The sequence below is a fragment of the Psychrobacillus sp. NEAU-3TGS genome (assembly GCF_029955155.1).
Lineage (GTDB): Bacteria > Bacillota > Bacilli > Bacillales_A > Planococcaceae > Psychrobacillus.
This window is the reverse complement of sequence record NZ_JAPNOZ010000004.1, coordinates 94,969-119,755: the sequence shown is the minus strand read 5'-3', so window position 1 is coordinate 119,755 and position 24,787 is coordinate 94,969. Positions and strand designations below refer to the sequence as shown.

The 24,787-nt window shown below is 34.5% G+C and carries 21 protein-coding genes and 2 pseudogenes; 18 read left to right on the top strand and 5 right to left on the bottom strand.

What is annotated here, in order from left to right; all coding sequences use genetic code 11:
* Positions 1-46 precede the first annotated feature (46 nt).
* The 7 genes from OR571_RS01490 to OR571_RS01465 all read left to right on the top strand — a co-directional run bounded on the left by OR571_RS01490 (position 47) and on the right by OR571_RS01465 (position 9,019).
* The gene (locus OR571_RS01490) at positions 47-955 is read left to right on the top strand and encodes a TnsA endonuclease N-terminal domain-containing protein (RefSeq protein ID WP_282241099.1); all 909 of its coding nucleotides are present in this window, start codon (positions 47-49) and stop codon (positions 953-955) included.
* On the top strand, positions 936-3,065 hold the full coding sequence (locus OR571_RS01485) for a Mu transposase C-terminal domain-containing protein (RefSeq protein WP_282241098.1): 2,130 nt from the start codon (positions 936-938) through the stop codon (positions 3,063-3,065). Before OR571_RS01490 ends, OR571_RS01485 begins: the two co-directional genes overlap by 20 nt.
* Positions 3,062-3,844 (top strand): ATP-binding protein, encoded by a 783-nt coding sequence (locus tag OR571_RS22715; RefSeq protein ID WP_348775003.1) that lies wholly within the window; start codon positions 3,062-3,064, stop codon positions 3,842-3,844. The genes OR571_RS01485 and OR571_RS22715 overlap by 4 nt, the downstream gene beginning before the upstream one ends.
* A gap of 20 nt (positions 3,845-3,864) precedes the next feature.
* Complete coding sequence (locus OR571_RS22710) at positions 3,865-4,695, top strand: hypothetical protein (protein WP_348775002.1); 831 nt, start codon at positions 3,865-3,867, stop codon at positions 4,693-4,695.
* Between the two features lie 12 nt (positions 4,696-4,707).
* Positions 4,708-6,456: a TnsD family Tn7-like transposition protein gene (locus OR571_RS01475; RefSeq protein ID WP_282241097.1), complete on the top strand. Its 1,749-nt coding sequence runs from the start codon at positions 4,708-4,710 to the stop codon at positions 6,454-6,456.
* Positions 6,457-6,744: 288 nt separating this feature from the next.
* A complete protein-coding gene (locus tag OR571_RS01470) occupies positions 6,745-7,971 on the top strand; it encodes a TnsD family Tn7-like transposition protein (protein ID WP_282241095.1) in 1,227 nt (408 codons plus the stop codon).
* A gap of 208 nt (positions 7,972-8,179) precedes the next feature.
* Complete coding sequence (locus tag OR571_RS01465) at positions 8,180-9,019, top strand: DUF2971 domain-containing protein (protein ID WP_282241094.1); 840 nt, start codon at positions 8,180-8,182, stop codon at positions 9,017-9,019.
* A gap of 731 nt (positions 9,020-9,750) precedes the next feature.
* On the opposite strand, the gene OR571_RS01460 is transcribed toward OR571_RS01465, so the two are convergent.
* The 3 genes and pseudogenes from OR571_RS01460 to OR571_RS01450 all read right to left on the bottom strand — a co-directional run bounded on the left by OR571_RS01460 (position 9,751) and on the right by OR571_RS01450 (position 12,001).
* Entirely contained in the window at positions 9,751-10,080 is a 330-nt protein-coding gene (locus OR571_RS01460) for a tRNA-binding protein (RefSeq protein WP_282241093.1), read from the bottom strand.
* A gap of 27 nt (positions 10,081-10,107) precedes the next feature.
* Positions 10,108-11,029 (bottom strand): annotated as a pseudogene (locus OR571_RS01455) (DMT family transporter).
* Positions 11,030-11,299: 270 nt separating this feature from the next.
* A complete protein-coding gene (locus tag OR571_RS01450) occupies positions 11,300-12,001 on the bottom strand; it encodes a helix-turn-helix transcriptional regulator (RefSeq protein ID WP_282241092.1) in 702 nt (233 codons plus the stop codon).
* 410 nt (positions 12,002-12,411) lie between these two features.
* Between OR571_RS01450 and OR571_RS01445 the strand changes: the two genes are divergently transcribed.
* Positions 12,412-12,918 (top strand): hypothetical protein, encoded by a 507-nt coding sequence (locus tag OR571_RS01445; protein ID WP_282241091.1) that lies wholly within the window; start codon positions 12,412-12,414, stop codon positions 12,916-12,918.
* 267 nt (positions 12,919-13,185) lie between these two features.
* Here the strand turns inward: OR571_RS01445 and OR571_RS01440 are convergent, their stop codons facing one another.
* The gene (locus OR571_RS01440) at positions 13,186-13,635 is read right to left on the bottom strand and encodes a DUF1569 domain-containing protein (RefSeq protein ID WP_282241090.1); all 450 of its coding nucleotides are present in this window, start codon (positions 13,633-13,635) and stop codon (positions 13,186-13,188) included.
* A gap of 217 nt (positions 13,636-13,852) precedes the next feature.
* Here OR571_RS01440 and OR571_RS01435 point away from each other — a divergent pair.
* Positions 13,853-14,724 (top strand): annotated as a pseudogene (locus OR571_RS01435) (AraC family transcriptional regulator).
* 223 nt (positions 14,725-14,947) lie between these two features.
* Complete coding sequence (locus tag OR571_RS01430) at positions 14,948-15,634, top strand: DUF1963 domain-containing protein (protein ID WP_282241089.1); 687 nt, start codon at positions 14,948-14,950, stop codon at positions 15,632-15,634.
* 253 nt (positions 15,635-15,887) lie between these two features.
* On the opposite strand, the gene OR571_RS01425 is transcribed toward OR571_RS01430, so the two are convergent.
* Positions 15,888-16,253, bottom strand: a complete 366-nt coding sequence (locus tag OR571_RS01425) for a DUF2188 domain-containing protein (protein ID WP_282241088.1) — start codon at positions 16,251-16,253, stop codon at positions 15,888-15,890.
* Between the two features lie 287 nt (positions 16,254-16,540).
* Between OR571_RS01425 and OR571_RS01420 the strand changes: the two genes are divergently transcribed.
* The 8 genes from OR571_RS01420 (at position 16,541) to OR571_RS01385 (ending at position 24,711) form a co-directional block, all read left to right on the top strand.
* Positions 16,541-17,257, top strand: a complete 717-nt coding sequence (locus tag OR571_RS01420; protein WP_282241087.1) for a dihydropteridine reductase — start codon at positions 16,541-16,543, stop codon at positions 17,255-17,257.
* A gap of 231 nt (positions 17,258-17,488) precedes the next feature.
* Complete coding sequence (locus tag OR571_RS01415) at positions 17,489-18,388, top strand: hypothetical protein (RefSeq protein WP_282241086.1); 900 nt, start codon at positions 17,489-17,491, stop codon at positions 18,386-18,388.
* Between the two features lie 58 nt (positions 18,389-18,446).
* A complete protein-coding gene (locus OR571_RS01410) occupies positions 18,447-18,905 on the top strand; it encodes a DUF2262 domain-containing protein (protein ID WP_282241085.1) in 459 nt (152 codons plus the stop codon).
* 163 nt (positions 18,906-19,068) lie between these two features.
* Positions 19,069-19,758 carry a response regulator transcription factor gene (locus tag OR571_RS01405; protein ID WP_282241084.1) on the top strand — a complete coding sequence of 230 codons (690 nt, stop codon included), beginning with the start codon at positions 19,069-19,071 and terminating at the stop codon, positions 19,756-19,758.
* Positions 19,755-20,993: a sensor histidine kinase gene (locus OR571_RS01400; protein ID WP_282241083.1), complete on the top strand. Its 1,239-nt coding sequence runs from the start codon at positions 19,755-19,757 to the stop codon at positions 20,991-20,993. Before OR571_RS01405 ends, OR571_RS01400 begins: the two co-directional genes overlap by 4 nt.
* Before the next feature lie 115 nt (positions 20,994-21,108).
* Entirely contained in the window at positions 21,109-22,122 is a 1,014-nt protein-coding gene (locus OR571_RS01395) for an alpha/beta hydrolase (protein WP_282241082.1), read from the top strand.
* 292 nt (positions 22,123-22,414) lie between these two features.
* Complete coding sequence (locus tag OR571_RS01390; protein ID WP_282241081.1) at positions 22,415-23,323, top strand: DMT family transporter; 909 nt, start codon at positions 22,415-22,417, stop codon at positions 23,321-23,323.
* Positions 23,324-23,574: 251 nt separating this feature from the next.
* Positions 23,575-24,711: a transglycosylase SLT domain-containing protein gene (locus tag OR571_RS01385; RefSeq protein ID WP_282241080.1), complete on the top strand. Its 1,137-nt coding sequence runs from the start codon at positions 23,575-23,577 to the stop codon at positions 24,709-24,711.
* Positions 24,712-24,787 lie beyond the last annotated feature (76 nt).

Here is a 24,787-nt window from a genome sequence, read left to right as displayed (position 1 = left end):
ATGGTAATACAAATTTACATAAAAAAGCCATAATATTGCCTTTTGCTTGAAAATTATCAGAATATTTGTTATTAATAGTAAAAAGAAGTCGACTGGTGGTGATGATGTGTCGGTTAATAAATATAATTGGACAGAGGAGAAGATAGCAAGATTTTATGCGGAAGGTAGAGGTTCTGGTGAACTTAATCATTATAAACCATGGATAACAATTCAGGACGTACCTAGTAAAGGAAGATCTCATCGTCCAAAAGGTTGGAAAACCAATAGAATACACCAATTCCTCTCTGATTTAGAGCTCTCTTATTTCTATTACTTAGAATGGAGCAAGAAAGTAATAGACATAAGAGAACAATATCCGATTGAGCGTGAAACCACGCTAAAAATAGCCTCTGAGAAGAATCACACCCATCCAATGGATAATAGCACTCAAATACCTATCGTAATGACCACTGATTTTTTAATAACAAGCCGTGTGGATAACAAGATTATACAGATTGCTCGTTCTATAAAACCTAGTAGTGAGTTAGAAAACCCTCGCGTCATTGAAAAACTGGAGATAGAAAGACAATATTGGGAAGATAGAGATATAGAATGGGCTCTTATTGACGAAAAAGTAATGTCCAATCAATTTATGAAGAATATGAAATATATACATGAGTATTACAACCTTGATAATAGTCGGGAAGAAGAAATGAGCCTGCACTTCTTAGATTATTTGGCTAAAGAGCTGAAGGCGAATCCACAAAAGCAGTCAATTACATGTTGTAATGAATTTGATTCTTTTTACAATCTTGAGGACGGTTCCAGTATTTATTATATGAGACATTTATATGCTCGCCGGTATATTGAACCATATGATATGGAAAAAGCTATACAACCCCATAAGATAAGCTTGAGTGAGATGATTATTAATGAGAGGAGTTCCAACAGAAACTATGGTAGTTCTATCGGTTAATGAGCTTATTGTAAATGTTGATACTGAAATAGTTTACAGAATCTTGTGGATTAACAAAAGTTATAAGGTTATTTACGTTATTGATGTAAATGAACGTCTTGCACTTCCTTTTCAAATGTTAATTAAAGATGTTGAAGAAAAAATAGAGAGTGCGGAATACTCTATTCAGGTGGATAGTGGAGTTTTCTTAAAAAGAAAACCAACTGAAAAGGATATTGAATTTAGAGATAAAGCTTGGATTACTATTAAAGATTTAGTAAATCTAGAGCCTGAAATTTATCATTTTGATAAACGAAAAAAAGTTATAGATGAAGCCATGAATCAGTATGGTATTAAGTCTCACAAAACATTTTATAAAAATTTAAGGAAATATTGGCAAAGGGGAAAAGTGAAAGACTCTGTATTTCCAGACTATGCTTTAAATAAAGTTGAAATATCCTATAAGAAGAAGACAGGAAGACCAAAAGTTAACGGGAAAAAAGGAATTGTTATTACTCCAGAGATAAAAAATCAATTTGAAAAATCCATAAAAAAGTATTATTTAAGTACAAAAAAACCATCTCTTAGCTTTACCTATAAAATGATGATTCGTGATTATTTTATAAAATTTAAATATTTTGATGAGTCAAATGATGAAAAGTTGGTACTTAAACCTGAAGAGGAAAGACCTACTAAAAGGCAATTTTATTACTGGTTTAATAATGAATACAAAAATGATAAAGTCACCATAGCTCGAGAAGGTCCAAAGAAATTTGAACAAAACTACAGAGCAGTACTAGGTTCGTCAACAGCAGAAACGGAAGGACCTGGTGATACTTATCAAATTGATGCAACACCAGGTAACGTATATTTAGTAAATCGTCTTAACCCAAACTGGATAGTTGGTCGACCTACTACTTATTTCATCGTAGATGTATATACACATCTTATAACTGGCCTTTATGTAGGTTTAGAGAATGCCTCTTGGAAAGCGATGATGAGTGCAATTGCAAATGCGTGTATGGACAAAACAGAATACTGCAAAAGATATGGAATTAATATATCAATGGATGAGTGGCCATCTATGCATTTACCAAACAATTTTATTGGTGACAGAGGTGAATTAGCTAGTCAGGGAGTAAACCATTTGATTGAAGGATTAGGCACTAACATTAGCAACACTCCTCCCTACCGTCCAGACTGGAAGGGGATAGTTGAAAAATTATTTGATACTTCACAAGAGAAAATAAAACCATTTCTACCTGGATATGTACACGAAGATCATGGAGAAAGAGGAGCAAAAGATTACCGATTAGAAGCTAGTCTTAATATTGAGGAATACACCAGAATTTTAATAAAGTTCATTCTTTTTTATAATAACAACTTTTATATGGGAGATTACGTCAGAAGTGAACAACAGATAAAAGATAATGTTCAACCTATACCAATAAAGTTATGGGAATGGGGAGTAAAAAATGCTGCAGGTAAATTGAAAAAACCTAACATCAAAGATATAAAGTTTTACTTGTTGCCTAGAGATAAGGCTACTATTACTGAAAATGGAATAAGATACAAAAAGATGTTTTATACAACAGCTAGAGCAATTAATGAACAGTGGTTTTCTAAGGCAAGAAAAGATGGAAGTTGGAAAGTAGACTTTTCTTATGATCCAAGAAATATGGATGTAATTTATTTACATACCAATGATGAAGAACGTTATATTCCGTGTACACTGTTAAATCATCAAGATAGATATAAAGATAAGACTATAGAAGAAATTGAACAACTTCTAGAAAATGAAAAAGAAGATTTTAAAGGCTTTGAACATACTCAGCTAGAAAAAGAGGTTAACTTATTCAAGGACATTGAGAATATAGTGAAAGTTGCTAATAAGAATAAAGAGGAAAAGCTGGATAAAACGATAAGCAAGTCTAAAAGAACAAAAAATATAAAGGAACATAAACGAGAAGAACGCATTCAACGAAGAGAGGAAGAAGCATTTAACTTGGAAATTGATAATCAAGAGAAGTTATCGAGTATCTCACAGCAAAATGAAGACATTGAAGAGATTAATCCTTTGAGAATTTCGATCAAACAATTATTTGCAAACGAAGGACGAAATAAAAAATGAAGAAGCTAATTAAATTAGATAATGGAGAATTTGCATTTAGTGCGGAATACATTGAACAGGATATTGAAGAATATCGAGGCAACCCATTAATAGAAGCTCTTCCACCTATGCTTTCTATAGACGAGTCATATGAGCAACTAAGGTATTTACCAGAATATAGCGAAAAAGAAAGAAGTCTTTCGGTCTTACATCGTTACCATGCACTGACTAGATTAACAAGGTTTTATCAACCGTTGGAACAAACGCTGGAGTTAGAAGTTAGTTTTTCAAGATTATTAAGAAATGGTTATATTTATAGAAATCCTAAAAACAAAACTCATGCAGAAACATTATTAGAAATGCATCGAAGATTAGAGAAAAAAGAACCTCTAGGCCTTCCACCTGATATAAGAAAAACAGCATCTAGCTTAACTATTATAGGATATTCTGGGATGGGGAAATCGTCAGCGATTGAAAGGATACTTTCGCTATACCCAAAAGTAATAATCCATAAATTTCCTTTAAATATTATTCAGATTCCATGGATAAAATTAAACTGCCCAAATGACGGGTCTCCGAAGACGCTATGTTTAGATTTTATTACAAAAATTGATGAGACTTTAGGTACCGACTATTTTAAACAAGGTCTCAAACGAGAGTCTTTAAGTTTCTTAATTATCTATATCGGACAATTGGCCAGAGCGCATTGTTTGGGTGTTTTAGTTATTGATGAGATTCAGCACATGTTAACGGCAAAAGCTGAAGTTTCTAATAGTATGATGAATTTTTTGTCACATTAGTAAATGAAATTGGAATTCCAATGGTGTTTATTGGAACGACAAAAGCAAGGCAATTACTTCAAGTTAATTTTCGACAAGCAAGAAGAGCTGGTGGTCACGGTGAGTTAATCTGGGAACAAATGAAGATGGATGACAATTGGGAAGTCTTAATGACTAGAATGTGGAAGTATCAATGGACAAAGGAGAAAGTTGATCTAACGAAAGAATGGCTGGAAGTAATGTATTTTGAGAGCCAAGGAATCGTGGACATTGCAGTTAAATTATTTATGTTTGCGCAGTCTTATGCAATGGAGAAAGGATATGAAAAAATTTCTCCTAATATGATAAGAAAAGTTAGCGAAAAATATTTAAAAATGCTACAACCCATGCTTAAAGCTCTAAGGGAAGGTAGGTTAGAGGATATTGCAAGGTATGATGATATAACACCTTTTGATATTGAAGATTTCCTTTTACAAAGAAAAACTCCAATAAATATGAGAGATAAGATTACCCGAGAGAAAGAGAAAATAGCAGAAAAAAGAGAACAGAAGGAAATATCAATCCTTCAAAAAGTTACAATTACATTAATGAATTTAGATATAAATGAAAAGTTAGCGGAAATGACAGCAAAAAAAGTAATCCAGGAAAACAAGGAGATTACACCTCAAGAAGCAGTTCAATTAGCTTTAACGATTATTAATGAACGTATGGAAACTAATAAAGCAGCTGTTAATAATTCCAAAAATAAAAGAACTACGAATATAATTTTTAAAATAGTTGATAATGGAAGGAAAGAGAAAAAATCAGCTCACGAATCCTTAGTCGGAAAAGGATTAGTGGTAGCTCCCCTCTCTGATAATAAACTATTTTAGGATGGGATTATATTGCTTGGTTGGTTTCCAAATCCATACGATGATGAATTAATATATAGTTTATGTGCTAGATATTTTACTAAAAGTACAAGTTTAGGTACTAAAAGTACACTTGGAAAATGTTTTAAGGGTCAAAGGTCCAAATTAACGCCGGATTTCCCTTCAAACCTGGAGGCATTGGTAGAACAGCTTCATATCTTTGAATATAAAAATTTAGAGTCCTTAATTTACAATCATACGCCTTTTTATTACTTTACTAATTTTCTCATTACTACTCAGAAAGAAGTAGTTATGGAAGAAATCAGAAAAACAAAAACAAAGAATCTACACATGTCGATTGGACAAGTTGCTAGTACAGTAAAAGAATCTAAGTACTTTAAGTATTGTTCTTATTGTTTAGAATCTGACTTAATAATACGTGGCGAATCATATTGGCGGATTTCACACCAGCTTCCAAGTGTATTTGTTTGTACAGATCATAAATTATTACTACATTTTAGTTCCGTTTTGTATAGAAATAAAAATTCAAAATTAGTTTCACCGAATGAGAGTAATTGCATGACCTCCGCTCTCAATAGATGTATTACAGGGAATATTACTGACGAAAATATTAATCAAATGAGTAAGATTGCAACTGAAAGTAAAAAGCTATTAAGTAATGATTTAAACTTTAATCTTACTAATTTACTATCGATATACAAAGCTTCACTAAGAAAGAAAGGCTTAATAACAGTTCAAGGAAGAGTAAGACAAAGAGATTTATACAGAGAATTTGTATCTTTCTATGGAGTTGAATTTTTACGTTACTTTCAATCGGTTCCGTCACTAGAGCATGAATCATGTTGGTTGAAAACGATTACCCGTAAACACAGAATCTCATTTCATCCTTTAAGACATTTGCTTTTATTGAATTTTTTAGGTATAGAACTTGAAACAGTTAGAACGGTAAATGATGAAGGTCCCTTTGGGAAAGGGCCCTTCCCTTGCCTTAATCCTGCTGATGAAAATTATAAGAAAATGGTAGTAACAGATCTTAAGATAAAGAGATGCACAGACACCGGAAGACCAATTGGAATATTTACTTGTTCATGTGAATTTCAGTATACTCGTCTTGGTCCTGACATCATCCAAGAAGATAAGTTTAGATACCGGTACATTAGAAATTTTGGTGAGATTTGGAAGAAAAAATTAATTGAGTATATAGAGCAGGAGAGACTCAGCTATAGGAAAGCAGCTCAGTATCTAAATGTTGATGTGGGGACAGTTATTAAATATTACAAGCTGCAGAACGATAAAAAAAATAAGAGCAAACCTGTTGAAAAATCTAAAACCGTTAATGTTTATCGTTCTCATTGGTTGACGATTAAAGAAGCAAATCCTGCATGTTCGAAGACAGAACTCAGAAATTTAAACAAAAAAGTTTATATGTGGCTATATAGAAATGACAAAGCATGGTTAAATAATAACTCCCCGGTTCAATTAAAAAAAACAAACTTAAATCAAAGGGTTAATTGGAATGAAAGAGACCTTAAAATATTAAAACTAATAAAAAACTATCTGTTAACTATAGATGTAAATGAGAGACCTGTACGTTTAACTAAAAGGCATGTCGCCGTTGCAATAGATAAGTTGTCATTAATTGAAAAAAAGTTAGACAAACTACCTCTAACAAAAGAGTTTATCAAAACAATTTTTGAAACTAAATCCGATTATCAAGAGAGACTTAAAGAATGGAAAAAGCAATCTAATTCTAATCATTAGAGGTGATTATATGCATACATTCTTTCCAGTTATTCATAGTGATGAGTTGTTATATAGTATATATGCAAGATATCATAAAAGAAGTTTAAATAAAAATGTTAATAAAACACTTGAAGAACATGGTCTAACAAAAATAGAGCCTTTAATCCCCAAAAATATCAATAGCCTTCTTGAAAAACTAAGATATTTCGATGTTCCAGATAAGGACTTCTTCTTATCCTCTCATACCATGTATTACTATTTTTGAATTTCGTTTATGCTGCCAACCATAATGAAATTTATGAGTATATGGTTTATGGTACTAATAAAATTGAGTCTCAGATAAGGAGTAAAATTTTTTCGTTTAAACCACGATTTAGTTATTGTCCAAAATGTTATATAACGGATTTCAAAAGTTTTGGGGAAGCTTATTGGAGAATTTCACATCAAATACCTTCTATTTTTATTTGCCCAATACACCAGATCCCTCTTGAAGAGATTAATACTCCTTATTATGAGCTAGAACTTAACACTAAAATTAATATTGATGTACACAATATTCCGAGGATGCCGTTATCTAAAAAAACATTATTTCATGCTAAAACATTTACTAGACAAAGTTTTTATTTAAATAAAATTAATCTTAAGCTTTATGAGAAGGTAAAATCAAACAAATTTTACCTTCTATTTATTGAAAGAGGATTTGTGAAACCTTCAGGGAAAATAGATGTAACAAAGCTTCAAAGCGAAATTGAAAAATTCTATGGAATTGAATTCTTGGAAATTGCTAAATTTAATAAAGAAATATATAAAGCAATGGAACAAGATCCTTTAAGTTGGAGATATAATATGGCTCCAGTAGAATTTCTAATTTTAATAAACTTCTTTTTTAATTCTTTGTCGAGTTTTATTATGTATAGTTATAAAATTCCAACTGGCGAAAATGGACCTTTTCCTTGTCTGAATTACTTTTGTGATCTATTTAACGTTAATACTATAACCTTCACTAGTATATATCTAAAGGAAGAAACTACAAAGAGATTGTCGATTAATTTTAAATGCAACAAATGTAATTTTGTATATGAAAAAGTTTTTAGGATTAGTGATTGGTGCTTGCTTGAAATTAGAAGAGATAAATCAGAAGAATGGATAAGTAATGTTTTGAGTTTAATTAATAATAACCACTTAAATATAGAGTCTGTTTCAAAAAAATTAAATATAAACATTCTTGAAATTGAAGAAATGATTTTTATGAATAAATTGGATTACTCTAATAAGCTCTTAAGAGATTATAAGAATTCAATAGAATGGGCTAAAAGGGACAAGCAAGTTCTGCTCTATTTTAAGAATTTGGTTAGTAAAGCTATTGGTCAAGGAAAAGTAGAGGTATATCATTGGATTTGCCATTCGATTTATAAAATTAATTTGGAAAGTGAGTTATCATTCTTAACAAGAACTGAACAGTATGTGGAAAAACATAGAACGTTCTACAATAGATTAAAAGATCACAAAAGGAAAAATTCAAAGTATATTTAATTAAGTTTTGTTATAAACTAATAAGATAATACTAGAAGAATTAAAATATTTTTGATACAACGTTGTTGAAATATAGTAATTAAATGGACCTATTAGAGGGTCCTTCTTTAGCTCTTATTCAGCTAATACCCCTTTAGTTGCTTTTGTAGTTTTTTCGTTACAGCATTTTATTTGAATATTTGACAACATTATAGAGGGTGGAAATTATATGGATTTAACATATAAAAATAAAGCATATAGATATGCTATGGACTTTGAGTCTATTTATAATTACAGTTCTCAATATAAAGTAGAAAATAACCCAACTATATGGAAATTTATGAGTATAGATAAATTTGACTTTTTACTTAAAAATAAAGCACTATTTTTTGCTAAGCCGAGTGCTTTTATAGATCCACTTGAAGGAAGCTATTCTAATTGGGACATTAAAAGATTTGATGATGACAAAATAACCAAAGTTACCCCGAGAGTTGAAATGAAAAAAATTCAGGAATTTTCCGCCATCTCTTGTTGGCACATGAATGACTATGAGTCTGCAGGTATGTGGGATCTGTATATACATTCAGATGATGGTATTGCTATCAAAACAAATTATAAGAGCTTGATAAATTCCATAAATGATTTAAGATATAAAATTTTCTCTGGGAGATTACAATACATAAATTTTCTTGAAGAAATGACTAGTGTAAACATCTTTGATACATTATTTTACAAAAGAAAATCATTCTCTCATGAAAACGAATTAAGATTGATGGTTGTAGCAAGTAGAATTGATGAGGGGTTACTTGAATCATTATTTGAAAAGGAAGAGGTTCCTATTGAAGAATGGCAAGTTAGAATGGATATATTAGAAGAACAATCATATGAATTTTTTAATGAAAAAGGCACTATAGTTTCATGCAAAATAGACGAGTTAATTCAAGCCGTTTATGTATCCCCAAAAAGTACTCCGACTGTAGTAGAAAAAATAAAGTTAATGGCTCTTGAAAATGGATTGTCACCTGAAAAGGTTATTCAATCTGACTTATATAAGGATTTTATTTATTAATGAAATAAACAAAGATAGAAGATCTTTTAAAATTTTTAATGGGTTATATATATTACTTAGAAGTTAGCTGGGGTATAACTTAGTTGTCACAATATATATGAATTAATATTTCTTAGGGTATAACTGAGTTGTATTAGGTAATTTTTTCTAGTTAATAAAAACGCGGATTATTGAAGTTATTAGGGTACAATTGAGTTGTATGAAGACAGTATGCTTTGTTGTACAGTTACATTATAGTTGGTAACTTTACATTAAAGTCGGTTACTGATAATTATCAAGAAATTTTAAAATCATCTCTCTAGTTTACTGAGAGGTGATTTTTTTTTTGGATACTTATGTTAAAATAGCTAATGATTGTGAAGGGTTTCACTTCAACTAAAGCAGCAGTTTAGTTGAAGATTAGCTTTCCGAAATTAGTGGCAAATAAACAATTAAATCTCGTATTTTTCTAAAATTTTGCACAAAAAACGTGTCCTGTGATAGTAAAGTTATCTTTAAAACGACAGTCATTTCATTCAACAATCTGGCGTTTTAGTTGAAGAAGGAGCAAGAAAAACAATTGATGAGGTTAAAGAAAAGCTATCCCTTTGAGAATAGCTTTTTCTTATTACCCGACAAGAGTTAGTTCGTAAAAGTGTGCTTTTACGAACTCTTTTTATGATTTTTTCGTAAAAAAAACAAGCGGAAGATTATCTCCTTCTTGTTTTTTATATGTTATTCAACGTGGATCTTTAACCCAACCTATCCCCTTTTTTCACTTTTTGCTGGGGTTCGATCAGGACAACCCCTTGTTCGGAATACACACCCATTACTAGCGCCTCTGAACTGAAACCTGCCACTTTCATCGGGGGGAAATTCACGACGCCTAGTACCTGTCTGCCCACTAGTTCATCCAGCTTGTAACAGTCGGTAATTTGGGCACTGCTTTGTTTAAGCCCGATTTCTTCGCCAAAGTCCACCCACAGTTTATAGGTAGGTTTTCTGGCTTTCGGGAATTCTTCTGCTCGGATTATTTCGCCTACCCGCATATCAATCTGTTGAAAATCATCGAACGTTGCCATCTTAATTCCTCCTGAAAGTTCTTCTTTTTACGTTGTTTTTTGAGCTAATGAATGGCTCGGCAGCTGCTCTTCTTCTTGCTTATCGGTAATGACAATCAATACCCCTAGGAGAATCAAAACAGAACCGATCCAAAACATGATGCTGATCGTTTCTCCGAGTAACAGCCAGCCCAGCAAAGTTCCGACAACAGGCTGGAAAAAAAAAGAAAACCCCGCCGCTGGAGGCATTCAGCATCTGCAGCCCCCGGCTCCATAATAGAAAAGCCAGGGAAGTCGAAATGACTCCTAAATAAAGCAATCCACCCCATATGGTGGGGTCGGCCAGATTGTGCAGCTCAATTTGCGGCAATCGGGGAATCACAAAAGGCGTCAGAACCACCACGGCAATTGCCGTCGCATAGGTCGTCACCACAATCTGAGAGTATTCACTCGGTATCATTTTGACTAGTACAGACATCAACGCCCAGGTTGAGGCGGCAATCACTAAGGAAATTCCGCCAAGCATGCTGGACATGTTGAGATTATCAATTCCAACAATGGCAATCACACCGATTGTGGCCAAAGTGACGGAAATCGCCTTTTTCTTCGTTAAGCGTTCTTTTAGGATCAAACTGGCGAACACCACCATAAATGCAGGTGTTGTCGCCGTTATGATTGCACCCATTTGGGCAGTGGACAGCATCGTGCCGGTTTCCTGGGCCACAATGGAAATGACGTAGCCGATGATGGCGATGGCAAGGATTATGCCGAAGTGGTGTCTCTTGATTCGCCAATTCTGCCGTGTCACCAATCCGATGATGCCAAGGGCCACCAGTGCGATCAAATAGCGCATCCACACAAGTTCCAGTGGCGGGATGACGTCCACTACTACTTTTACGACCACGTACATGCCGCCCCAGATGCTTGAAGCCACTATTAAATAGAATGAACCAATTAATGTATTTTTCATTTTTATACCCTCCGTTTTAATTGATAGGCTTTAGCTGCCTCGACAGAGAGATGCAGCACTCTCTCTATTAATTGTTGAAGAGTGCCACAGGTACATCATTTTCAAACAAAGGAGTCCGAAGCATGTTGTTTCACCTCACGTCTAGTTTTTGTGCTGTAAGAACAGAGAGTTTCCTTTCATTTTGCTCCACGCGATAAAAAGAGAAAAAGGATATTAAACTCATTTTAGAAAATTCCCTGGAAATTTTCTTTGCCGAGTTTAATATCCTCTTTAACCATTATTAAGAAATCGATATTTTTGTGGGGCTATTCCTTCGCTGTTTCCAAACCATCGGGTAAACGATGAAGAATTTTCAAAACCTAATTCTTCACTAATTTTCGACATCGACCAACTGGTGGATACCAAAAGGTTTTTGGCCTCTTGCAAGCGCAGTTCAGTTAGATACATCTTTAAGCTTTTTCCGGTTCTTTTCTTGAACCAGGACGAGTAGTAAACGGGGTGGTAATGTTCGATTTTCGCTAAGGTCTCCAAAGTGATCGGTTCTTTGAAATGGTTATGGATGTAGTCAATCGACGCTGGATTCGAGGTCTGGAGTTTACTGACGACATAGCGGGCTAAATTTACCAAGGAAGATGCACTGTCCGGCCTCTTAGCCTCTTCCAGCAACAAATACCGGATCGCCGACCACTGCGTATCCAACTGGAAATGCATGTTATATGTCTGTTCCGGCAAGTAATGTGTGGGAACATCCAGGATTAAAAATTCATTCCGGTCTTTAGACCGGTATTCATGTTCCAACTGGGGCGGCAGATAGAAACAATGGTCCTCGTTCAGGTTGACCTCTTGACCCTTCGTTTTAATATCCAAAGAACCCTGTAGAGGGAAAAGGAATTGCCCGAACTCATGATGGTGAGAGGCAAACTCTCTCGAATAGGATCTTTTTTCACACAATACATGTTCTAACGAGTTCATTTTTCTCCTCCTTCTCTCTAGATGTATGTTAGTCCCATCCTATAGAAGAAACAAAGATTTCTTTTCATTTAATTAGAGAATACCATATTAATTCATAGAACATGATGTTTATTGCATTCTCTGAGATTTAGAGCTTTCTTGACGCTGTTGAAAAGGGAGTAATCCTGTTGAAAGGGCTTCTTATCTTTTTCTCACGCCTCTCTGTTATCAGTTTACATATCAATAGATTATCGGAAGGAAAGAAGTGATAGATATAGCTTCTTTTCTTCCTCTTTAAAACAATTACTGCTTAAGAATATTTATGACGGTAGATAAATAACATTTAAAAAATAGAGAGTTCTTATTCAACTAACTGGTGCTTTACTTCAAGAAGAAGTTGGTTTAAATATGTAATAAAGGAGGCGATGATAATGATAGGGAAAGATAAAGGGGAAATTAACGAAATAGTTTACAATAACACTGTTTACTATAATGGAAAATATAGATATTATCCGACTATTACAGGTTTAATGGGCGTATTAAATGAAATTATTAGTTCCAATTCAACTACCGACTACATTAGAATTACACCGTTTTATTTCAATGAAAAATTTAAAAGTCAAATCGAGTTCGAAGAATATATGTTCTTTATAGAATGTAGAGATTGGTTAGACGAGAAGATTCAGAAGAAACACATTATAGAATGTCTTAATGTTCCAGATACCCCAAGGCCGCTTAATGATTTGAGAATAGGGACAGTTCTATTTCCTTTATGTCAAAATGCCGATGTAACTTCTTATAAAAAGGCACTTGAGAAGTACAAGGAAATTTTAGGAGAACTTATACCTAAAATGATGGAAATTGCAAAATCAGAAATGGGATTAAAAGAAGAACACTTACCTTTTGGATATTTCTGCTTTGAAATTCATAGTGGATAATACATCCGTTGTTCAACTAACTGGTGCTTTAGGAGAATAGGACTGTCATTATGTAGCCTTTATTGTGCAGGTTAGTTTAAAAAGAAAATAAAAAAAGATCCCTAAAGAGCAATTTAGGGGTGAAAAAATAATGTACATATTAAAAGAAACTAACATTAGTAAAATATGCAGTAGCAAAGTTGTTTTCTCCCTTTTTTTCGTCGTACACTATTTAACAGGGGAGCAGTACTAATTAAATTCTGATCTACAAAATTGGGATATAGATGACTAAACTCCAAACTGTTTTAAATGATGATCAAGGTGCTTATAAATTCCTTTACCCCATTCCTCGGAGCTAAGTTTGCCGAAAAAAGGGTGTGAATGAGTTGTACATTTCTCTGGTCCATTATTTTGAAATGCAATAATTTTTTGTTTCAGTTTTTCTCTTTCTGTATCAAATTCTTTTTTCTCTGTTATCAAAATGGTCGGAATAGTGGACATATCGTGAGGTATCGGCTTGTCATTGTACAAAATTGGTTTAACAAATCTTCCTATTAACCTCCCTAACCAACCTCTCGGGGGAAAAGATTTCCCCATTGCTATATCTTGAAACGCTGAGCAATGAGCTAGCATTTGAGCAACATCCATTCTTCCCCATTGTGGTTGTGAATTCCGATTTAACTTGTCTATACGGGTTAAAATTTCCTCTGTATGCAAATGATTAAAAATATTTTTCATAAGCGTAATCCCCTTTACATATTGACTATTATCTATATTCACCCTCATCTGCATTTAATCCTTCTTCAACTAACGGGTGCTTTACTTCAAGAAGGAGTAAAGCATTTATCTAATAGAACTTAAAGCGGCAGTTTAGTCTAATCCTGCATATCTGTGCACTAAATGTAGGGTGGATAGATTCAACTCCTGCTATTCTATTAAGGAAGGAGGTCATGGAATGGATTTGCTTAAGAACATGAACGATGCAATGAAGTATATCGAGGAAAACCTTACTAACGAAATAGATTTTAAGATAGTGGCAAGTATAGCACATTGTTCTGAATACCATTTAAAAGGATGTTTTCTTTCCTTGCAGGTATTACATTATCGGAATACATCCGCCGTAGACGACTTAGCTTGGCAGCATTAGAGCTTAATAATAGTAAAATAAGAGTAATCGATGTTGCTATTAAATATGGATACAACTCACCCGACTCTTTTACAAGAGCTTTTCAAAATTTACATGGTGTAACACCATCTGATGCAAGAAACAATGGGCATCAATTAAAATCCTATCCACTAATGACCTTTCACTTATCAATAAGAGGAGGAAATGAAATGAATTACCAAGTCAAACAAAAAGAAGCATTTAACATAATTGGGATCATGAAAAGAATTCCAATTATTTTTGAAGGAGAAAACCCAGAAATTACGGCAATGTGGAAATCTTTTACTATGGAAGATATAGTTCAATTAAAAAAACTCTCTAATATCGAACCTAAAGGAATGATTCAAGCCTCTACAAACTTTTCTGAAGGACGGATGAAGGGAAAAGGAGAGCTTGATCAGTATATAGGAGTGGCAACAACACAAGAATTCCCCGAAAAATTTTCAAAACTTGAAGTTCCTGCCTTAACATGGGCGATATTTGAATCAACGGGACCTTTTCCTAGTACGCTACAGGAAACTTGGGGAAGGATTTATTCTGAGTGGTTTCCATCTTCCAATTATCAAGTAACTGAAGGACCCGAAATTTTGTCGATTAAAACCGAAGATTTAACTTCACCATCTGTGAAGAGCGAAATTTGGATTCCAGTTTTGAAAAAATAAATTAAAATTAAGATCACTGAGCTGGTAGCTCTTTTTTCTTAATGCGAAAGTATACTCTTAAACTAAAGGTGTTTTAGTTAAACAAGACCATCAGTCCGATGGTCTGTTTTTTCGTCAAAACATCATTAAATTTCGGCGGTCCATTTGAAATGTTACACTTTGATTGGGCGGTGTGCTATTTATCTGAAATAAGAAACAAGCATTTATTAAGGAGAGGGTTTTATTGGATATTTCTCAAATTAAAGATGTATTATTTAAACCAGCAACAATCTTTCAAACAGGTGGAATCCGACCAACAGAGGAATTAGGTGAAAGTTGGATTGGGAAGGTTTTATGGGGAAAAGAAGGAGAAACAATATCGTCCAATTTTGACCCCATATGTACAATATTTTTAAGTAAATTGCCCTATGTACCGAAGGAAATAATGAGCTATCAATTAGTAACAATTTATATGGACTTCGTTGTATTTGAAAATCTAAATATGGATAATTTAGTTTCATTTTTTAAGATAAATTGTTATTCAAATTTAGAGGAGTTACAAAAGATAAATGAACAATCAACGAAGATAAAACCTTTTCCATTATCTCCTTTATTTGTGGATAATGACACGCCTTCTTGGGAAGATTCTGATAGCATAGATCCCGTAATTGAAGATGCAATATTACGACTTGAATCAGAGCATGGTATAGAGTATTACGATGATATTGTAGAAGAAATATATCCGACTCATAAAGTTGGAGGATATCCTTCTTTTACTCAAAGTGGAGTTTCTTTTGGAGAAGATTACCCATTTGTATTTCAGATAAGTTCTGACTTAAAGGCTCGATTTAATATAGTAGATAGTGGTAGTTTCTATTTTTTCTATAATCCAGAAAAACAGGATTGGATAGTGTATTGTGACTTTTATTAATTTTTTATAGAAGGTTACTCAACCACAAAGATTGAAAGCAAAGGAAGGGGTCAATAAAGCATAAGAATACAATAAAAGTGATTAATCACGTTGTCTTTACGTGCCTTGTTTTCTGGGAAGTTATTGTAGGGTAGGATTCATTCATATCACTCTTCATACTATTGTATTTTTGCGAGATAGCCTGTTGTATGAGGTAGTGTTCGGTGCCAGGTACCTAAACTATTTTGAATAGTTTAGGTACCTGGCACCGATTTTACTCATACAAAGTATCCTCAACAGAACCGTCTTCCTCGTAAATTCTAAGAATTCCATTATGTTCATTTACATAAGGCTTGGCCTTACTAAGCAAATCCGATTTTGTTTCCTCAGCAAAGATAGCCCTTTTCCCATCCTCTTTGGTTAGGATCCAGTCTGTATCACGAGAAATCACTTCATATGTGATGCGTTTATCTTCTTCCCCATTTACAGCCTTTCTTGCCTGAGAGGTTGCAATGGCAATAGCTCGTCCTTCATCATGATTGTCCCGTAATAAGGCATTAGCGATTTCGATGGCTTTCTCTCGTACATCTGGATTTAAATTTTTCATTGAATCTGGGTAATCGTTGTGATTCCATGGCATAAGGTAGCCTCCTTTTTTACCCTATGTTTTCCCATTTTCAATGAGCTGAAACGTTTTGAATTGCAACAAAGTATTCTGGGCAGTCGAATTGAAAAATTGTTTGAAACATCCAATATAAATATTATCCTGTATAATCGCGATACTTCTATAAATTAAGGCCAAAATTGAGTTTATAGAATCTAATAAAATATAAATACTATATTTCTAATCTTTTTAATTGAGAATAGTTATCATCTATTGTATGCTTGATAGTAACGACATATATAAATGGATGAGGAGAATAGATAATGCAAATATACTGGACTAAAATAAATAAGATTATTGAAGAAACACCTGAGGTTAAAACATACTTGCTTGATCGTCCGGAAGACTTTACATGGGAAGAAGGCTCCCACACACACTTCGCACTGAAAGGTTTTAATGCCGGAGATAAACCAAACCGCAGCCTGATTCGTCACATGTCGATTTCTACTTTACCGCACGAAAATTCAATTGGCATCACAACACGTATCAAAGAGCAGTGCTCTGAGTTCAAAACGTTTTTAAGAAATCATAAAATCGGCGATGAAGTTGCAATATTTAAAACCCACTCGAATGTACCACTTAAAAGAGAAGACAAAAATGTTTACCTGCTGTCATCAGGTGTTGGTCTGGCAACTTTTAGACCGCTTGTACTCGATTATTTCGAACGTGATGATAACGTCAATCAAATTCATTCTTTGAACATTGATTCATCGAAGGATTTCTTATTCACTAATGTTTTTAAATCTGCAACTGATAAGAAGTTCACATCACAGTTCGTCGATAACCGTAAAGATTATTATGAAGAAGTGAAAAAACTTGCTGCAGACAAGGATGGACTTTTCTATGTTGTCGGTAGCGACGAATTCCTTGTGCAGAACATTGAAGTACTTCGTGAGCAAGGCATTAAGCCAGAACAGATTATGCTCGATAAACATGAACATAAGCTGGCTGAGTTTTTATCAATTGAATTGTCCATTTAAACGAAAAAAATAGAATGACCCCGTTTTGATTACTCTTTTTTCAAAACAGGGTTTTTTTGTTTAATTTAAAATATAGGTTTTCGAGGTATTTATTATTAAACTTTATACCAAAACAACAATAGAAGTTAGCAGATAATAAAGTCATTTATATATTTGTTTAGTTTGCATTCATTCACTTAAAATGAGAATAGCATTTAAAATAATTTGGTTGTTCACAGGAGGTAGCATAAAATGCTTTTCAAAAGAAAGCCTAAAATAAATGAGAAGAAAATCAAGGAACTCATTTGGAAACTGGAAACAATGTATACGGATAAAGAAGTGGAACAATTGTCGAAAATGTTTCATCCCGATCATCGCGATATCTCCTTTTTAAATCATTTTTCCCTCATAATGAACTTTCAGATTTACGATGTTATATCGGAAATTCTCAACCTAGAAGTATTGGATATGCATGAGGGGGAGGCAAGTTTTACATATACGCGGAAACATATGTATACATGTATAAATGAAGAGGATGAAAATGGGACAAACCCGAACAATATATCAAGCTATTATGTACAGCTTAAGGTAGAAGATAAAAAGATTTGGATCATAAAGTATGCAAGATATAGTGAGCTGTTTTTGGATCTGAAAGGAAAGATTCTACCGGCTGAACAGGCAGTTGTGCCACCGGGCGCTGTGTACTTCGACAATATGAAGCGCTTTATTGAGATTATTCAACTGGAGCATTTCAAACCAGCGACTTATCTTACATACACCGATAGTGAGTTCATCGGCTATTATCCGGAGGAGGAGCGATATAGTTATCGGACATCGGAAAAGCTTACCTTCGATTACTTTCAAAAGATGGAGGCTGACTCGATAGAAGAGCATACGAATGCGTATATTGAGGGAAACATTCTAGAATATAGTAATATCTTGATGCAGGAGCAAAATTACTCTATTTTTGAGTCCAAATTCAAGGGCAGCTCTGGTTTACAGCATGAACTGATTTTGAGCATAATCGCTCAGGATGGGTTCTTTATGGTCCGATTCTTGAAGAGCCGTAATGCTCCCATTGAGAAGGCATTGCGCCAACGTCTAATAGAACAAATGAAGATTGCTACAACGACTCTTGATGTTTCCATTTAACTAAGGATGCATCTTCGATAAAATAGAAGACTATGCGTAGAAGAAGAGGATTTGAGTAATGGAAAAAACAATACGAAGTGAATTAATCGGAGTATTTACATACAATGAGGATCATAAAACATTTGAAGCAAGTAAAGGGATAATACATTGGCAATTAAACATAATAGATGAATTGGTTAATCATAATGAGATCCTTAAAAGAGCGGAAGCACTTTTTTTAGTCTTAGAAAAATTTGATCGAAAGGCAAAAATAGCCATAGCAGAAAAGTTAATTGACTATAAAAACGATTTTTGGCCTGAATACGATGAGAATAATGAAAATCTAAATTGGGATGCTGTAGATGCAGGGGAATATAATGTAACTAAAGAGATGTTTACTGAAGCAATTATTCTCTATAACATTGAATTTAGAGCAGATGATATATACTGTGAATATAATGATGGAGATTTATTTGGTGGGCACAGAATACATGCCTACTTCGATAATGATTACAAGTTATTAAATGCAGATATGTAATTGAAAAGGATGCGAAACCGCAGCAAAGCAAGACTCTTTCTGTACCTAAATTGTAGATTAAGAAACAGTATATAAACAATGGTTGGATTCCGATTGGCACGATCATAACTAATGCCACCGGCTCTTAAAAGAAAAGAACTTTAAAGATTGGAGGGAGTCCACAATGGAACATAACATAACCGTATTAATCTGTGATGATAATATCGCCGTACATGAAAGTATCAATGCTTATTTACAAGCTGAAGGTATGAATAGTGTTTCTGTTTACAATGGGGAGAAGGCACTCAAGCTCCTTAAAGAAAACAGCTTCGATTTAGTGGTGCTAGATATTATGATGCCTGGTCTTTTTGGGACGGAAGTGTGTAAGGAAATACGCAAAACAAGCGATATTCCTATCCTAATGCTAAGTGCAAAAAGCGAAGAAATAGACCGGATTGTCGGGCTTGAAATCGGTGCGGATGATTATATCACCAAGCCCTTTTCTCCTCGCGAGATAGTAGTAAGGATTAAAACGATACTAAAAAGGGTGCAACCGAAAAAAGAAAATCTCCATTATTTGAAAGCAGGAAATTTGTTCATTGATATTGACGGATATGAAGTTCTGATTAATAATCAAGAAATTGAATTTACTGCAAAAGAGGTGGAGTTATTGGCGTTTCTAGTCAAAAACAAAGGAAAAGTGGTCAGTCGCGAGGAACTACTGTACAAAGTTTGGGGATATGATTATATCGGAGACACACGCGCCGTTGATACATTGATCAAACGAATCCGACAAAAACTTCCTAAATCCTCTACAGATTTCTCTATCAAGTCAGTCTACGGTGTCGGGTATAAATTTGAGGTAAATGTATGAAACGGTTATTTTCAAGTAAGCTGTGGATTGCATTTATCATCTTAGCAATCTTTATTTTAGGTCAGCTGTTGGGAGCTTTTGCAATCAAACATTACTTTATCCAATCAAAAATCGAAGAGCTTCAGCCGTCACTTACATTGATTGGGGAAGAGGTTGCGGATGGTGAAATTATTAGCATAACAGATGATTATTTAATAAAAGCATACGATGTCCATGGAAAGGAAATCGATGTTTACAAAGAGGATTCTACCTCAAAATTATCCTCTGATATAAAAGTAAATGAGAAGTTAACCTCCTACTTGCCGAAAATCATCAGTGGCAAAACCGTGGTGGAAATCAAGGAAGTACCGGGGTATTCAACAAAAGCAATAATGATCGGACAACCATTGATCAAAGGCAATAAAGTGACAGGTGCTATCTACTTGTTAAAAGAGGCACGCGCTTATCAAGCGGCGCTTAATGGTTTCTACCTTGTATTCTTCGTGACGTTGGCCATTGGAACTGTCATTATCCTAATTTTTCTTGCGATGTTCATCAAGGAGAAAAATCACCTGGAGCAAATGCGCAAAGACTATGTCGCCAATATTAGCCATGAATTGAAAACACCACTAGCATCCATCAAAGCATTGACAGAGACGTTAGCGGATCATATTGTCACCGACCAGAAAAAAATTGATCAGTACTACAGCATCATCTTGAGAGAAAGCGTTCGTTTGGAAAAACTCATTTCTGATTTACTGGAATTATCGAGACTGCAATACAAAAAAACGACCTATACGAAATCAGTAATGAACACCAAAGAGATTATTGCCAAGGTTTCAGAGCCTTTTACTATTTTGGCGGATGACATGGATCTTCAGTTTCAAATCACAGAGCGTGCCAAAAACTTGCCAGCGACTTATTCCAATGAAGATCGTATCACACAAGTGCTTACTATCTTGCTAGATAACGCGTTTAAGTTCACACCGGAACATGGCAAAGTGACGATTGATGCCAAAACAACTGCACGTAAAGCGGAGATCATGATAATGGATAATGGACCCGGGATTTCTAAAGAAGTTCTTCCGCATATTTTTGGGCGGTTTAACAAAGAAGATGTCTCGCATACAAGTACTGGAAGTGGCCTAGGGCTTTCGATTGCGCTTGAAATAATGGAGCAACTTGGAGAGAGAATTAGTGTGAAAAGCCAAGCTAATGCAGGAACCACATTTACTATCACCTTAAAAAAAGCATAATATTTTGGCAGAAAAACGTTCGTTTTACCCCGTTTTTCTGCCATTTTTGTGCCACAATGTTTTGTTATGATCAATTTATCGAAAGAACAAACAAAATAATTAGGAGTGGTGTACAATGAAAAAATCTATATCAACAATTTTATCAATGTCTATTGCAGCGGGATTATTAGCTGGTTGTTCAACAAACGATTCAAAAGAAACAGCTCCAAAAACTAAAGTTGAAACAGAAACAACTCAACAAGCGGAAACAAAGCCAGGGGTTGCTCAAGCAGAAGAAGTAGATACTTCTTTCATTAAGAACAAACTATTGGATGTAAAATACGGAAGCCAATCGGAAGCCCAAAAGTTGGACATTTATTGGCCGAATGAAGGCGAAGGACCATTTCCGGTTATCATTGCAATCCACGGAGGCGGATTCATGCAGGGAGATAAAACAGGTACGGATCTAACTGCCATGATGGAAGGTGTAAATCATGGTTATGCAGTTGTAGCGGTAAACTATAGACTTTCAGGAGAAGCCATATTTCCTGCAGCAATTAGTGATGTAAAAGCGGCAATTCGTTATGTTAAAGCCAATGCAAAAGAATTCAACTTGGATTCTGAGAAAGTCGTGGCATGGGGAGGCAGTGCTGGTGGGAACTTAGCTGCATTAGTAGGGACCAGTGGAGATGCTGATTCTTTAAACGGTGAAAATACCGAAAATATGGAATATACGTCTGAAGTACAAGCTGTTGTTGACTGGTATGGACAAATTGACTTTTTGAAACTGGATGAGCAGTTTAAGGAATCCGGTATTACACCGAAAATGGGAGAACGAGGCTCAGCTGATTCTCCGGAAAGCAAGTACATCGGTGGAAACATCACAGAGAATAAAGAACAAGTAGAAAAAGCGAATCCGGCAACTTATATTACAAAAAATGATCCAGCCTTTCTTATCCAACATGGAACAGCTGATCCGAACGTGCCAACGCAACAGTCTATTGATTTCTCCGAAAAGCTTACAGAGGTTTTAGGGGATGAAAAAGTAGAGCTCACACTTTTGGAAGGCGCTGTACATGGAGGGGAACCTTTTAATTCTAAGGAAAACCTTCAAGAAGTATTTGATTTTCTTGATCGTATATTAAAATAAATTCAAGCGGGTGGCTATCATTGCTACCCGTTTTTATCTTGTTGGAATATCAGAACAAAAAGCTAGGGAAATGACATGGTTGGAGAATATATGTTATCGGTTACTTTAAAGTTCTGATGAAACGGCAACATTTATTAATTCAATAGGAATTCAAGAAAGTAGTACCTTTCCACGAGTAATTATCCTAAATACTTTAACTAATGGCAATTCGGAATATTATGCTAAATTGTAGATTAATAGAACAAGTACTGCAATAATAGGGGTATATAAAGACAAAGGGGAGTATAATTTCATGGGGTTTAAAGGTCTGATGCTGGGTCTATTATTTACTGTTTTATATGCTTCTGGAGCAATCGCTATGAAATTTGGACTTCAGTCTGCTCCTCCATTAACACTCGCTACACTGCGCTTTATTATTGCTGGTTTGTTGCTATTAATCTATATCTATGTACTACAAAAGGGAAAATATGCAGTACCGAATAAGAGGGAATTTGTTATTTTATTTTGGTTAGGATTGTTAAATACTTCCTTGTTTTTAGGATTAGGGTTAATCGCTCTTCAAACGGTTTCCTCTGGTATTTTTAATCTTTTCGTACCAGCAAATTCTTTGTTATATGCTCTACTAGCCTTCTTGTTTTTAGGGCAATCCATTGGTCGAAAGGAATGGGGTGGGATGGTTATATCATTTATCGGATTATTCATCGCTTCTTACCCATCGTTAATAGGTAGTCATGCTACTATTGGAGGTATTTTATTATTAGCTTGCGCGATTATATCAATGGCTGTCGGTAGCCTTGTTTATAAGAAAACGAATTTACAATTACCATCGATTGTAGTTAACACATGGCAGGTAGTTTTTGGAGGTGTTATTTTAATTATCCCGACCCTTCTGCTAGAGACTGGTGAACCAATCACAATGGATGTTAAATTTATCGGTTATTTACTTTGGTCTATATTTGCTCTATCTATTTTCAATTTAAGTCTTTGGTTTTACTTGCTTAAAAAAGATGCCATTGCAGCAAACAATTGGTTACTTTTGAATCCTATAGCGGGTTATCTACTAGCAGCAGTGCTCTTAGGAGAACGTATTACGATATATGCGGTAATTGGAACTTGTTTTGTTTTGTTCGGTCTATATTTGTCGGGAAATTTTCGTGTGAAATCTTCTAATACAGGCGTTGCACAAGTTTCGAAAGTATAAGTGGTGATTGGCTGATGGTTGGGAATGTATGTAAGTATGTAATATTGCGAGAATTATTCGACTGGTAACCCCTAATACTAGACAAACTATTAATCTATTATGGTAAAATATACTATATTAAGCTAAATAATTCTATGAACGGAGAATGAAGGAATGAAATCAATCAAAATGATCGCAGGATTCTTAATTTGTTTAATGCTCCTAGCTTTTTCATATGAAGAAGCTTCCGCAGAGTCAAGCGGGACTTCCAAGTGCTCATCATTGGGGTAATAAAGCCAAACCAAAATCCAACTTTTCAGCATATGAACTGCTTACTGACGAATGCTGCTTTAGAGGCGAATATCCCTCCCGAAGTGGTAAAAGCGGTGGCTTCAAGAGAAAATGGGACATGGAAACAATTTGATGAGAATGGTCAGCCTGTAATCTCAATAGATAATGGAATCGGTCTGATGCAAGTTACCAATCAATCAAACTATGATCAAGAGAGATTGAAATACGATATTAACTATAATATTCAAGCGGGTATCGAAATCCTTCGCAGTATGTATGATCGAAAAGATTTGCCTAAAATAAAGGGAGCAGGACCAGAAGTAATCGAAAATTGGTACTTTCCAGTCATGGCCTATAACGGTATAAAGCCTGTTAACAGTCCTCTATATCAGTCCAGTGGTGTAAAGAATATAGATGCTTACCAAGAAAAGGTTTTTTCATTTATTGAAAAAGATAGTTACTTAAATGGTACAAAATTAGTTCAAATTCCTTTCCTTACTGCTGACTTTCAATATGATCCTAACAGTATTGAGAATATTGTATTTAAACAAAAGGAATATATAGTGACGGATAAGATGCATACCTCTGCATATCGATTACAAAAAGGAGACAAGGTGCAGATAACAGTGGACAAAGTAAATTTAAGGTCACAACCTAGTACTTCATCTACTGCAAAAGCTGTAACTAAAAATACTACATTGATGATTGATGGAAATTTCTTATATGACCAATCTTCGACTAGTAAAAACCAATTTGTTTGGTACCCAGTTAAAACGGCGGATCAAAAGATAGCAGGTTATATTTCTTCTGCTTACATTACGAAAAAGTTAGATGTATCTACAACTCCTGTAAAAGTTATGTGGGGGAAAACAGAACTAAAAATTGGGCAAATAGGTAAAGTAACAATTCTCTCTAATACCAACTTAGTCAAAATAGAGAGCAACGGTTCTTTGACTACGGTTCGTCAGTTGAAAAAAGGGGAAGAATACCGAGTTTATAGCTATAAGGGTAATAGTGGCGGTTTATATGGTGTGGGTGGCGGAAGCTACGTACAAAAGTCCGCAAAGGTAAAATACGAAACACCATCTAAGAGAAAATTAGCGTTACTTGCCCAATAACTAAAACTTGTCATAAAAAAATAAAGGGTGATACATATTTAGTTATGTATCGCCCTTTATTTTTTGCTCAGGAGCT